A 12,610-nucleotide genomic window follows, 5' to 3' on the forward strand; every position below is an offset into this window, starting at 1 on the left:
TCATGCTCCGGATGCGCTCCTTTCTTCCTCCCCTGCTCTTCACCATCGCCTATGCCGCGCTGTCGCTCGGCGTCACTAATTCCTACTACCAGCTGATCCTGACGCTGGTGCCGGTGTGGGCGGTGTTCGGCCTGTCCTGGAACCTGCTCAGCGGCTACACCGGACTTGTCTCGTTCGGCCATGCCGCCTTCTTCGGCATCGGCGCCTATGCCACCGCGCTCGGCCAGATCTATTTCGACATATCGCCCTGGCTGCTGATCCCCATCGCCGCCGTGCTCGGCGGCATCGCCGGGCTGCTGATCGGATTTCCCACCTTCCGCCTCCAGGGCCACTATTTCGCCCTGGCGATGCTCGCCTACCCGCTTGCCATCCTCTACGTGTTCGAGTGGCTCGGCTTCCAGGAGGTGACGCTTCCGATCAAGCGCGACGCGCCGATCGCCTACATGCAATTCGCCGATCCGCGCATCTACACGCTGCTGGGACTCGCAATCATGCTTGCCACCATCGTGCTGACGCAATTCATCGAGCGCTCCCGCTTCGGCATGGCACTGCTCGCAATCAAGCAGAACGAGGCCGCCGCCGAGGCAGCCGGGATCAATACGCTCGCCTGGAAGCTGCGCGCGATCACGCTTAGCGGGGCCATTGCCGCGGCGATCGGCGGCTTTTACGCGCAGGTGTTATTGGTCGTGACGCCGCAATCGGTGTTCGGCATGCTGGTGTCGGCCCAGGCGCTGACGGTCGCGATGTTCGGCGGCGTCGGCACGGTCTGGGGGCCGGTGATCGGCTCCGTGATCCTGATCCCGCTCGCCGAGATACTGCATGCCGAAGCCGGCGCGCGCTTCCCCGGCATCCAGGGCGTGATCTTCGGCTTCGCCATCGTCTGCGTCATCCTGCTGGCCCCGGAAGGCCTGTTCTGGAAGCTGCGCGATCTCCTGCGCAAACGGATCGCGCCTAATGCGGCCGCCTCCGACCTGCCCGAAACATCGGCTGCCAACGTCACCACGCTGAAGCCCGCCCCCCGACAGCGGGCCGCCACCGGGGAAGTCATGCTCGAAGTCAAGAACCTGTCGCGGTCCTTCGGCGGCCTCAAGGCGGTGCAGGATGTCAGCTTCAAGCTGCACCAGAACGAGATACTCGGCATCATCGGCCCCAACGGCGCCGGCAAGACCACGCTGTTCAATCTCCTCAACGGCTTCCTGAAGCCGAGCGAGGGTGAGGTGCTGATCGATGGCCGCAACATGTCCGGCCAACGGCCGCACGTGATCTGCGAGGCCGGCATCGGCCGCACCTTCCAGGTGATGCGACCATTCCTGCGCATGTCGATCCTCGACAACGTCGTGGTCGGTGCCTATGTGCGCGCGCGGTCCGACGACGAAGCTCGCAAGCTTGCCGCCGATGCAGTTGCCCGTGTCGGGCTCTCCGCCGTCGCCGACCGCGTCGCCGGCGAGCTTTCGACCAAGGAGCTGCGGCTGATGGAGCTTGCCCGCGCGATCGCCGGCCAACCACGCATCCTGCTGCTCGACGAGACCCTCGCGGGCCTCGGCCACGGCGAGGCGGACGAGGTCGTCGCCGTGATCCAGCAGCTCGCGCGCGACGGTATGACCATCGCGATCATCGAGCACACGATGCAGGCGATGGTTCGGCTGGTCGACAGGTTCGTCGTACTCGACCACGGCGCCGTCATCACCGAAGGCCTGCCGGAAGTGGTGACGCGCGACAACCGTGTGATCGAGGCCTATCTCGGCAAAAAATGGGTGGGCCATGCTGCGAATTGAGGGATTGAGCGCGGGCTATTCCGCCAAACCCGTGCTGAACGACATCTCGATCAATGTCGGCGCCGGCCAGTTCGTCGCCATCGTCGGACCCAACGGCGCCGGCAAGACCACGCTGTTCAAGACCATCTCCGGCATCGTCAAGCCGAGCGGCGGGGCCATCACCTTCGACGGCGTCGACCTCCTCGCAGTGCCGCCGCCGCAGCGCGCCCATCTCGGCATCGCCCACGTCCCCGAGGGCCGCCAGGTCTTCCCTTCACTGACCGTGATGGAGAATCTGGAGATGGGTGCGATGACGGAGAGCGGTCGACGCGACTGGCAGAGCAACATCGAGCGCATCTTCGAATGGCTTCCGGTGCTGAAGGAGCGTCGCAGCCAGTTCGCGGGCACGATGTCAGGCGGCCAGCAGCAGATGCTCGCGATCGGCCGCGGCCTCGCCTCCTCGCCGAAACTCTTGATGCTGGACGAACCCTCGATGGGGCTGGCGCCCTCAACAGCCGACTTCATCTTCGATCGGCTGATCGAGATTCGCCGCCAGTCCGGGCTGACCATGCTGCTGGTCGAGCAGCGCGTGGCGGAAGCGCTGGAATCCGCGGACCACGGCTACGTCCTCGAAGCCGGCCATGTCGTGCTCGAAGGCAACAACGACACGCTGCGCGCCGACGATCGCGTGCGCAAGGCCTATCTCGGCATGTGACGACAAGAAAAAATGACAAGGGAGAGAACATAGTGGACAAGACATCGAAGGGCCTCTCGCGACGGACCGTGCTGTCCGGCGCCGCCGTCGTGGGCCTTGCCGGCGTGGCACGCGCGCAGACACCGGCCGAGATCAAGGTCGGACTGATCGTGCCGTTGTCGGGTATCTACACCCGCCCCGGCCAGGTGATGAAGATGGGCGCCGAGATGGGTATCGAGCACATCAACGCGCAGGGCGGCATCAAGGCGCTCGGCGGCGCCAAGCTGAAGCTCGTCGTGATCGATTGCGGCGACACCACCGAGAAGGCCAAGAACGCGGCGCAACGCATGGTGGCGCAGGAGCCGGATCTCGTCGCGGCCACCGGCGCCTATCTGTCGTCCTTCACGCTGGCGGTCACCGAGGTAACCGAGCGTGCCGAGCTGCCGGTGCTGACGCTGTCCTATTCGGACCTTCTGACCGACCGCGGTTTCAAATACATCTTCCAGACCGCCGCGACCGCGAGCCGCCAGTCCGAGCTCGGCTTGCCGACTCTGATGAAGCTCGCGGAGAACGCCTCGGGCAAGAAGCCGAAGACGGTCGCGATGTTGATGGACAACACCGCGACTTCGGTTGCCACGGCCAAGGCGCTGAAGGAGAAGCTGTTCGCGCAGGAAGGCCTCCAGCTCGTCGTCGAGGAAGTCTGGACCCCGCCGCTGTCGGATGCGACGCCGCTGATTCAGAAGGTTCGCTCGGCCAAGCCCGATCTGCTGCTGTTCATGCCGAACGCGGTCTCTGACGCCAAGCTGGGGCTCGAGAAGATCAGCGAGTTTGGCCTTGGCCAGGGCAAGATCCCGACCGTGTCCTTCAGCATCACCATCGCCGAACCGGACATGCTGCAGAGCGTGAGCCCGGAGACAGTGCAGGGCATCATGACCATCGTCGCCAATTGGGGCTCGAAAGGTCACGAGGCTCTGATCGCCGAGCTCAAGGCGAAATACAAGGAGCCCTGGATGACGCAGAACGTCATCTCGACCTATGGCGACATGTGGCTGATGAAGGAAGCCTTGGAAAAGGCCGGTAAGGCCGACCGCAATGCGGTCGCGCAGGCCTTCCGCACCATGGATGCCGGACCGTCGAAATACTATCCCGGCGGACAGCTCAAGTTCGACGAGAAGGGCCGCAGGGTCGGCGCCGGCGTCGTCATCGTGCAATGGCAATCGGGCGTGCCAGTCACCGTCTATCCGCCCGAGCTCGCGCAGGCGCAGCCGTTCTGGCCGAAGAAATAGCATCGCACGCTTTTCAGGGAGGAGGATTGTCATGAGAACAACGAGCAAGATCAGGATCACCCGTCGAACACTGCTTGCGGGCGCGTCCGGCACGCTGATCGCTTCCCGTGCCTGGGCACAGCAGCCATCTGAGGTGAAAGTCGGCCTCTTGGTGCCGATCTCCGGCATCTACGCCCGTCCCGGCACGGTGATGCGTCAGGGCGCCGAGATGGCGGTCGAGCACATCAACGCGCAAGGCGGAGTCAAGGCGCTCGGCGGCGCCAAGCTGAAGCTCGTGGTGCTCGATTCCGGCGACACAACTGAGAAGGCCAAGAACGCCGCCCAGCGTATGGTGGCGCAGGAGAGCGACCTGGTCGCGGCAAGCGGCGCCTACCTGTCATCCTTCACGCTCGCGGTCACCGAGGTCACGGAACGCGCCAACTTGCCCGTCCTCACCCTCTCCTACTCCGATCTGATCACGGATCGCGGCTTCAAATACGTGTTCCAGACCTCGGCCACGGCAGCCTCACAGGCCCGTCAGGCCTTGCCGCAAATCATCAAGCTGGCCGAGACGGCATCGGGCAAGCGGCCGAAGACGGTCGCGATCCTCACCGACAACACGGCCGCGTCGATCGCCTCGGCGAAATCGATGCGCGAGGGCCTCTTGGCAGAGAACCAGCTGCAGCTGATCGTGGACGAGACCTTCACGCCGCCGCTGGCGGACGCGACGTCGCTGGTTCAGAAGATTCGCTCGGCCAAGCCCGACCTGCTCTTCTTCCTGCCGACGGTGATCTCCGACGCCAAGCTGCTGCTCGAGAAGATGAACGAGTTCGGCCTCGGCCAGGGCAAGGTGCCGACCATCTCGTTCGGCATCGCCATCGCCGAACCGGACATGCTGCAGACCGTGAGCCCGGAACTGCTCCAGGGAGTCCTGACCTGCGTTGCGAGCTGGGGCGCCAAGGGCCACGAGGCGCTGATCGCCGAGTTGAAGACCCGCTACAAGGAGCCGTGGATGACGCAGAATGCGATCTCCACCTATGGCGACATGTGGGTGATCAAGGACGCGCTGGAGAAGGCCGGCAAGGCCGACCGCGTTGCCGTCGGCGAAGCGCTGCGCACCATGGATGCAGGCCCCTCGAAATATTACCCGCTGGGCGAAATCAAGTTCGACCAGAAAGGCCGCCGCGTCGGCGCCGGCATGACCATCGTGCAGTGGCAATCCGGCGTGCCGGTGACGGTGTTCCCGCCCGAGCTCGCGCTGGCGAAGCCGTTCTGGCCCAAGACCTGATACCGCTCGAAAGCCAAACGGAGAACAGAATGGACAAGGCGACCTACGACCGCGGTCTCGAAATCCGCAAAAGCGTGCTCGGCAGCGAGTTCGTCGACAAGGCGATCGCGTCCGCGGACGAGTTCAACCGCCCGATGCAGGATCTGACCACCGAGTATTGCTGGGGTTACGTCTGGGGCCGCGAAGGGCTGACGCGAAAGACGCGCAGCTTCCTCAATCTGGCGATGCTCTGCGCGCTCAACCGTCCGCACGAACTGAAGACCCACGTCCGCGGCGCCCTCGCCAATGGCGCGACCAAAGAGGAGATCCGCGAGGTTTTCATGCAGGTCGCGATCTATTGCGGCGTGCCGGCCGGCGTGGACGCGTTCCGGAACGCGAAGGAAGTCTTCGCCGAGCTCGACAAGAAATAAGGGCGGGCGGGCTGCGATGAAGGGCAAATGGGCACTCGTGACCGGCGCGACCGCAGGCCTTGGCCTCGCCATCGCGGAAGGCCTGGCCGGCGCGGGCTGCAACATTGTCCTGCACGACCTCGTTGCGCCGAAGCAGCCCGCGGACGACCTCAGCGCCCGCTTCGGCGTCGAGGTCATCCCCGCCGCTGCCGATCTGTCCGGGCGCGACGACATCGAGAGCATGATGGTCGGCCTGCTCGGCCGCTGCGGAGCTATCAACATCCTTGTCAACAACGCCGTTGTCAGGCATTTCTCGACGATCGAGCAGTTTCCACCCGATCGCTGGGACCAGGCGCTCGCTGTTAACCTGTCGGCGCCATTCCACCTGATCCGCCTTGCGCTGCCCGCGATGAAGCAGCGCGGCTGGGGCCGGATCATCAATATCGGCTCGATCTATTCGAGCCGCGCGGTCGAAGATCGCATCGACTACGTCACGACCAAAGCGGCAATCCTCGGCATGACCCGCGCGGTGGCCATCGAGACCGCCCGCAGCGGAATCACCTGCAACGCGCTCTGCCCGGGTACGCTGCCGACGCCGGCGATCCTGAACAAGATCGCGACGATGGCAGCGAATAGCGGACGCCCCGTCGATGACGTGACCCGCGAATATCTTGGCGAGCGCCAGCCGACGCAGCGCTTCGTCGAAATGGATGCGGTCGCCGCCATGGTCATCTTTCTCTGCGGCACCGCGGCAAATGACATCACCGGCGCCAGCCTGCCCATCGACGGCGGCTGGTCAATCGCATGAGAGCATTGGAATGGGAGTGCTGAGATGACCGAACAACCAGGCCAGACCGTCGTCCTGACCGGCGCTGCCGGCGGCATGGGACGTGCCATCACCAAGGCGCTGCTGGACAGCGGCCGCCGCGTCGTGCTGGTCGATCGTGACGCCGAGGCGCTTCAGCAGCTGGCGGCCACCGTCGGCGACAGGGTGTTTCCGATTCAGCTCGACGTCAGCGATTCCCGGAACGTGGATAGTCTGCCGGAGGCCATCCCTGCTCATTTCAAGCCGGTCGAAATCCTCATCAACAATGCCGGGCATGACATCGGCGGCCGGACACGCTTCGACGCCGGCTCCGCCGACGACTGGTCCAACATCATCCAGACCAACCTGATTGGCCTGATGCGCGTCACCCGCGCGATCCTCCCCGACATGGTCAAGCGCAACGCCGGCCATATCGTCAACATCAGCTCCATCAACGCCGTCCGTGTAGTCCCGGATATGGCGGCCTACAGCACCAGCAAGGCGGGCGTGCACATGTTCACCGAGACCCTCCGGGGCGAGCTGGCGGACACCGCGATCCGGGTCACCGAGCTCCAGCCCGGCCTAACCAGGACCAACATCATCCTGACCCGCTACCGCGGCGACAAGCAGAAGGAAAAGGACTATTTCGACCAGTTCAGGATGGCGCTTGAGCCGGCCGACATCGCCCGCTCGATCGTGTTCGCCCTGGATCAGCCCGCCCACGTTCAAATTGCCGAAATGATGATTCTGCCTGTAAACCGGTATTGATCATTCCAACCAAGGCCCGGACATGGAAAGACGCCGCGAATTGCAGTCGACACTCCGCATCGATGACGTACCGACCGTCCGAGCGATGGTGGCGCAAAAGCTGCGCGAGGCGATCATGTCCGGCACGCTGAAACCGGGCCAGCGCCTGGTCGAGCGCGAGCTTTGCGAGATGATGGGCGTCAGCCGCCCCTCGATCCGCGAAGCGCTACGCGCCCTCGAGGCCGACGGGCTGGTCAATACGGTCCCTCACCGCGGCCCCGTGGTCTCCACGATCAGCCTGGAGGAGGCCCGGCAGCTCTACGCCGCCCGCGCGGTGCTCGAAGGCTTCGCCGGCCGTGAATGCGCCAGGCTTCACGACCCGGAAGTGGCTCGCCGGATCGGGGAAGCCCTGACCCGGCTGAAGGCAGCCGCAGCCAAGCAGGACCTCGTCGGATGCCTGGAAGCCAAGACCGACTTTTACGCCGCTCTGATCGGTGGCTGCCGCAACGCGTTCATCGAGCGCATGCTCAAGCCGCTGCATGACCGAATCCAGCTGTTGCGGATCACCTCGATGTCGCAGCCGAAGCGGATCAACAAGAGCTTGCGCGAGGTTACCGCGATCTGGCGCGCGATCCAGAACGGCGATGCGGACCTCGCCGAGCGCTGCTGCGTCGACCACATCAATGCGGCTGCGGTGGCCGCGCTCGACATGATCGAAAAATCGTCGGCAGCCAAGGAGGCGGCGCCTTCCGACGACTAAAACATTGCCGCCAGGGAGTGTTCGATGACGTATCTCGTACGATCGCTGATCCTGCTTGTCCTGCTCTATCCCTGCCGCGCAGCCATTGCGGAAGACTACCCCACCCGCCCGGTCACGATGATCGTGCCGTTCTCAGCTGGCGGTCCCGGCGACGTGATCGCACGCATCCTCGGCGGCGCGATGAGTGCGACGCTGAAACAGTCGATCGTGATCGAAAACGTCGTCGGCGCCGGCGGCACGCTCGGCACCAACCGTGTGGCCAAGGCGGCCCCCGACGGCTACACGCTGCTGCTGATGCATGTCGGCCAGGCCACAGCACCGGCCCTCTACGCCAAGCTGCCGTTCGATCCGGTCGGCGATTTCGCCTCGATCGGGCTCGTCACCGACGTCCCAATGATCCTCGTGGCGCGGTCGAACTTTCCTGCCAAGGATCTCAACGAGCTGATCGCGCAGATCCGCAACGCCGGCGACAAGATCACCTTCGGCAATGTCGGTCTCGGCTCGGCCTCACAGCTCTGCGGTTTGATGTTCATGAGCACCACCGATACCAAGCTTACCCCGATCTACTACAAGGGCGGCGGCCCGGCGCTGAACGACGTCATCGCCGGCCACATCGACGTTTATTGCGACCCTGCAACCGGGCCGACGCCTTATATTCAGTCGAACACGATCAAGGGCTACGCGATCACGAGCAAGAAGCGGGTTGCAACGCTGCCGAACGTGCCGACCTCGGCCGAGGCCGGCCTTCCCGCGTTCGACGTGACGACCTGGTATGGCCTCTACGCCCCGCGCGGCACGCCGAAGCCCGTAGTCGACCAACTCGTCGGCGCGCTGCAGACCGCGCTGAAGGATCCCGCCCTGATCAATCGGTTTGGTGAGCTCAGCATGTCCCCGGTTGAACCCGAACGCGCGACGCCGGAAGCCCTTGAAGCCTTTCTCAAGGCTGAGATCGGCAAATGGGGAAGGATTATCAAGGCAGCCGGCATCGAGCCGCAATAGGTTAGTTAGAGCGGATCGACCCCGTTGCTAACTGTAAAAGATGCCTCCGTCCACGTTGAGGGCTTGGCCGGTCACAAACGCAGAATCGTCAGACGCAAAGAACGCAACGGGCCCGACGACGTCCTCCGGCTGCCCGAGCCGGTGTAGGTCCGTGACCTTCTCGAAATAGGCGACACGCTCGGGATCGCGGAGATTGTTCATCCCCATCTCCGTCACGATGATGCCCGGGCATACGGCATTGACCGTGATGCCGTAGCCGCCGAACTCCATAGACGACACCCGGGTGAATCCGACCACGGCCGACTTCGACGCGGCATAGTGGGACTGTCCCGGACCGCCCGTCCGTGCGGCGAGCGAGGCGATGTTGACGATCCGCCCGTATTTGCGCTCCTTCATATGTGGCACCACGGCCTGGGTCATCTGGAAGACGCCGCGCGTGTTGACGGCGAAGGTCTGATCCCATGTATCCGTCGTCAGCTCGTCGATGGTCGCCAGCCTGAGGATGCCCGCATTGTTGACGAGGACATCGACGTGCCCGAGACCCTGGACGGCTTCAGCCACCGCACGCCTGCAATCGCCGATATCGCTGACGTCGCCCAGCACCGGGATGCAGCGGCCGCCAAGCTTGCCGACCTCGGCGACGGTCTCGAGCAGAACCTTCTCCTGGGCCGCGATGTCGGTCAGCGCGAGATCGTAGCCTCGCTTGGCAAGGCCAGTGGCAATCGCACGGCCAATGCCGCGGCTTGCCCCCGTCACGATCGCATGTCGGGCCATGTTGCGTTCTCCCCTGTTATTTCCAATGAATGTTGGTTCTTTACCGGCGTTGAAAAGATCAGGCGCGAGCCGGCTTGCGGACTGGCAAGGTGTTCATGGCCTTCACGGTTTCCTCGAAGGATACGAGATTGGCGCCCGAACCCAGCCCCGTCGCGACGATCGCGGCCGTCGCGGTCGCGAGCTTGGCGCAGTCGAGCAGGTCCCAGTCGCGAGCCAGCCCCGCGATGAAGCCGCCCGTATAGGAATCGCCGCATCCCGACGTATCGCGAACGGCAACGTCGAACGCCGGCACCGTGAACTGGCGTCCGTCGCGGGTCATCACGAACGAGCCGTCGGCGCCGAGAGAGATGGCGCAGGCCCCCGCCCCCTTGTCGATGAAGAACCGCGCGCATGCGGCGGGATCGTCGGTTCCCACCATGGCACTGGTCTCGTCGATACTCGGCATGAAGAAGTCAACGTAAGGCAGCAGAGGCTCGACCAGCGCCAGCGTCTCACGCCGCGCCTGGATGAGATCGAGCGTCGTCGTGCAACCAGCGGCTTTCGCGTCCTGCAGCAATGCGACGGAAGGCGCTCCATCCATCGCAAGTAGAGAGCCGACCCCGCCGAGATGGAGAATTTTGCTCCGGCATGCGGCTACTTGCGTTTCGGGCGCGATCCGCCATCGGGCTGAGGCGCCCCTCGCATGCATGACCGGACGCGAGCCGTCGGGCCGGATCGGCAAAATCGTTGCAGAGGTTGGAGCGCCGGTCATTCGCTCCATCAGAGCGATATCGATGCCTTCGCGCTCCAGCGCGTTCAGCATCCAATCAGCCTTCTCGTCGGAGCCGACGGCACCAACCGCGAGCGCCCTCAAGCCGAGCCGCGCGCAAGGAACGACCGTTCCGCCGGCCGTGCCGGCGACCGCGAGCCGGATTTCCTCGATCAACAACCGGCCACCTCCGGGTGGGATCTCGGTAACGGGGACCCCGAGAATATCCAGGATGTAAGTGCCGCAGACGCTGACGTCGTGAGTGTAGGCCATGAGTTCTCGCAAGGCAGGGGATTATTCGTGATCTAGCTCGACAGCTGGGTAATCTTGGGCGCGCCCTCGCTATCGCGCAGGCCGTAATGCCCCCATCGCTTCAGGATGCTGTCGATCTCCTCGTCCGGTAGCAGCGGAGGAGAGCCGAGTTGAAGACAGCCGTGATACTGCTTGGCGAGCACCTCGACCTCCACCGCGAGCCACAAGGCTTTGCGCAGGTTGGGACCGATGGCGATCAGCCCGTGATGTGCGAGGAGGCAGGCGCGGCGATAGCGAAGCGCGTTCAGGGCCGCCTGCGACAGTTCGGCCGTACCATATTGCGCATAGGGCGCGCAGGGGATGTCGTTGCCGCCGGCCGCGGCAATCATGTAGTGAATCGCAGGGATCGAGCGATTCATGATCGCGATGATGGTGCAGAAGACCGGATGGGCGTGAACGACGGCGCCGACCTCCGGCTTCGACTTGAGGATGTCGAGGTGAAAACGCCATTCGGTCGACGGAACATTGCCGGCCGATGCAGTCCATGAGCCGTCCCACTTCATGGCCACGATGTCTTCGGGCTTCATGCGGTCGTAGGGAAGACCGGACGGCGTCAGCAGGATGCCGTCGTCGGCTCGAACGCTGATGTTTCCGGACGTTCCCTGGTTGATGCCTTGCGCCGCCATCTCGCGGCACGCGTCGATGATGGATTGACGAAGTTCGAGCTCTGCTTCGCGGCCGGTCATACCTTGCTTCCACCCTGGTTCATGCACTTGCTCCGAGCTGGACCTGACGGTCGACCAACAGCCAGGTGGCTCGCGCGGTCGCCAGCACCTCCTGCTCGGCATCGAGCAAAGCACTCTCGGCAAACAACTTGCGGCCTTCCCGCCCGGTCGGCCACGCCACCACCGCACATCGATCTCCGGGACGCGGCCGGCGTTCGATCCGAGCGGCCATGCGTCCGAGCAGCGCCGTTTCGTCGCCCTTCAATCCCAGGTGACGGGCGCCAACGCTGCAATAGCCGGTCGGGCAATCGAGAGCGGCCCAGACGAATTCGGGCGCGACATGGCCGTCCGCACCGGACAGGCTCCCATGAGGTACCCAGGAGGCCGCGAACACGACGGGCTTGCCCGGGACAGCGCCCGCCTGCAGCGGGCCTGCGAAGATGCGAAGACCATCGCCGTGACCACGCGCGGGGCCACAGACAAAACAAGTCGGAAGGTTATGAGTCTGCTCTTCGTAGGGTGTTCGGCCGGCCGCCTCTTCGGCCGCCTCGTAGCTTACCCTGGGAACGTCCGGCACATCGATGTCTGTTGCACGCACCGTCGCGAGCAGCTTGTCGTTCTCGCGCAACTCGATCCCGCCGTCGGCCCCCGTCAGCACGTCGAGCGACCGCTCCAGCGGCGGCGGGGCGCGCAACGTCACTTCGGCGTCTCCACTGACGTGCCTTGCGAGACATCCGCATACATAACCGCCGTTGCCGGAGTTGGGTGGGCCCCGGAAGCGCCTGTCGATGACCAGCGATACCATTGCAGCTCTCGTTCGCGGCGTTTAGCGTCCCATCGCGAAGAACTCGTCGTTCGGACGCATGCTGGTGACGTTGGCGAGGCGGTTCGACATGCCGAAGAATGCAGCGATGGCTGCGATGTCCCAGACGTCCTCCTCGGTGAATCCATGTCCCTTGAGATCCACGAGGTCGGAATCGTCCACCTCATAGGCGCGCACCGAGACCTTCATCGCGAAATCGAGCATCGCCCTTTGCCGCGCGGTGATATCGGCCTTGCGGTAGTTGACGGCGACCTGGTCCGCAATCAGCGGATTCTTCGCGCGCACGCGCAAGATGGCGCCGTGCGCGACCACGCAGTACTGGCATTGATTGGCGCTGCTGGTCGCGACGACGATCATCTCGCGCTCGGCCTTGGTGATCGGCCCCGGCTTGTCCATGAGAGCGTCGTGATAGGCGAAGAACGCCCGGAACTCGTCCGGACGATGCGCGAGTGTCAGGAAGACGTTCGGGACGAATCCAGACTTCTCCTGAACGGCCTCGATCCGTGCGCGGATATCCTCCGGCAGCGTCGCGATATCGGGAACGGGAAAGCGGCTGATCGCGGTTGCAGACATGTTCCAAGCTCCTG

At 64.4% G+C, this 12,610-nt stretch carries 14 protein-coding genes; 9 read left to right on the forward strand and 5 right to left on the reverse strand.

The genetic code is table 11. The annotated features are described in order from the left end of the window. The first annotated feature begins 2 nt into the window (after positions 1 to 2). The 9 genes from I6F28_RS18105 to I6F28_RS18145 are packed head-to-tail and all read left to right on the forward strand — an operon-like array spanning position 3 to position 8,701. Positions 3 to 1,775 (forward strand): branched-chain amino acid ABC transporter ATP-binding protein/permease, encoded by a 1,773-nt coding sequence (locus I6F28_RS18105; protein WP_225140456.1) that lies wholly within the window; start codon positions 3 to 5, stop codon positions 1,773 to 1,775. Next, positions 1,762 to 2,469 carry an ABC transporter ATP-binding protein gene (locus I6F28_RS18110; protein WP_036011537.1) on the forward strand — a complete coding sequence of 236 codons (708 nt, stop codon included), beginning with the start codon at positions 1,762 to 1,764 and terminating at the stop codon, positions 2,467 to 2,469. Before I6F28_RS18105 ends, I6F28_RS18110 begins: the two co-directional genes overlap by 14 nt. Before the next feature lie 32 nt (positions 2,470 to 2,501). Further along, positions 2,502 to 3,734: an ABC transporter substrate-binding protein gene (locus tag I6F28_RS18115; protein WP_225140411.1), complete on the forward strand. Its 1,233-nt coding sequence runs from the start codon at positions 2,502 to 2,504 to the stop codon at positions 3,732 to 3,734. A 31-nt stretch (positions 3,735 to 3,765) separates the two neighbouring features. Continuing rightward, complete coding sequence (locus tag I6F28_RS18120; RefSeq protein WP_036011543.1) at positions 3,766 to 5,001, forward strand: ABC transporter substrate-binding protein; 1,236 nt, start codon at positions 3,766 to 3,768, stop codon at positions 4,999 to 5,001. A gap of 29 nt (positions 5,002 to 5,030) precedes the next feature. After that, complete coding sequence (locus I6F28_RS18125) at positions 5,031 to 5,411, forward strand: carboxymuconolactone decarboxylase family protein (RefSeq protein WP_036011548.1); 381 nt, start codon at positions 5,031 to 5,033, stop codon at positions 5,409 to 5,411. Positions 5,412 to 5,427: 16 nt separating this feature from the next. Then, entirely contained in the window at positions 5,428 to 6,198 is a 771-nt protein-coding gene (locus I6F28_RS18130; RefSeq protein ID WP_225140412.1) for an SDR family oxidoreductase, read from the forward strand. Between the two features lie 24 nt (positions 6,199 to 6,222). Further along, the gene (locus tag I6F28_RS18135) at positions 6,223 to 6,963 is read left to right on the forward strand and encodes an SDR family oxidoreductase (protein WP_225140413.1); all 741 of its coding nucleotides are present in this window, start codon (positions 6,223 to 6,225) and stop codon (positions 6,961 to 6,963) included. A 22-nt stretch (positions 6,964 to 6,985) separates the two neighbouring features. Beyond that, positions 6,986 to 7,702, forward strand: a complete 717-nt coding sequence (locus tag I6F28_RS18140; RefSeq protein WP_050991723.1) for a GntR family transcriptional regulator — start codon at positions 6,986 to 6,988, stop codon at positions 7,700 to 7,702. A 24-nt stretch (positions 7,703 to 7,726) separates the two neighbouring features. Then, complete coding sequence (locus I6F28_RS18145; protein ID WP_225140414.1) at positions 7,727 to 8,701, forward strand: tripartite tricarboxylate transporter substrate-binding protein; 975 nt, start codon at positions 7,727 to 7,729, stop codon at positions 8,699 to 8,701. Positions 8,702 to 8,728: 27 nt separating this feature from the next. Here the strand turns inward: I6F28_RS18145 and I6F28_RS18150 are convergent, their stop codons facing one another. The 5 genes from I6F28_RS18150 to I6F28_RS18170 form a co-directional block, all read right to left on the reverse strand. After that, entirely contained in the window at positions 8,729 to 9,475 is a 747-nt protein-coding gene (locus I6F28_RS18150) for an SDR family NAD(P)-dependent oxidoreductase (protein ID WP_225134998.1), read from the reverse strand. Between the two features lie 58 nt (positions 9,476 to 9,533). Continuing rightward, a complete protein-coding gene (locus tag I6F28_RS18155; RefSeq protein ID WP_109145145.1) occupies positions 9,534 to 10,496 on the reverse strand; it encodes a carbohydrate kinase family protein in 963 nt (320 codons plus the stop codon). A 32-nt stretch (positions 10,497 to 10,528) separates the two neighbouring features. Beyond that, on the reverse strand, positions 10,529 to 11,221 hold the full coding sequence (locus tag I6F28_RS18160; protein WP_109145146.1) for an L-fuculose-phosphate aldolase: 693 nt from the start codon (positions 11,219 to 11,221) through the stop codon (positions 10,529 to 10,531). Between the two features lie 19 nt (positions 11,222 to 11,240). Then, positions 11,241 to 11,900, reverse strand: coding sequence for a hypothetical protein (locus tag I6F28_RS18165; RefSeq protein WP_346276767.1), 660 nt, complete (start codon positions 11,898 to 11,900; stop codon positions 11,241 to 11,243). A gap of 126 nt (positions 11,901 to 12,026) precedes the next feature. After that, the gene (locus tag I6F28_RS18170) at positions 12,027 to 12,596 is read right to left on the reverse strand and encodes a peroxidase-related enzyme (RefSeq protein WP_036026687.1); all 570 of its coding nucleotides are present in this window, start codon (positions 12,594 to 12,596) and stop codon (positions 12,027 to 12,029) included. Positions 12,597 to 12,610 lie beyond the last annotated feature (14 nt).

Origin of the sequence: Bradyrhizobium sp. NBAIM14 (assembly GCF_020193895.1) — a bacterium.
GTDB classification, from domain to species: Bacteria; Pseudomonadota; Alphaproteobacteria; order Rhizobiales; family Xanthobacteraceae; genus Bradyrhizobium; species Bradyrhizobium yuanmingense.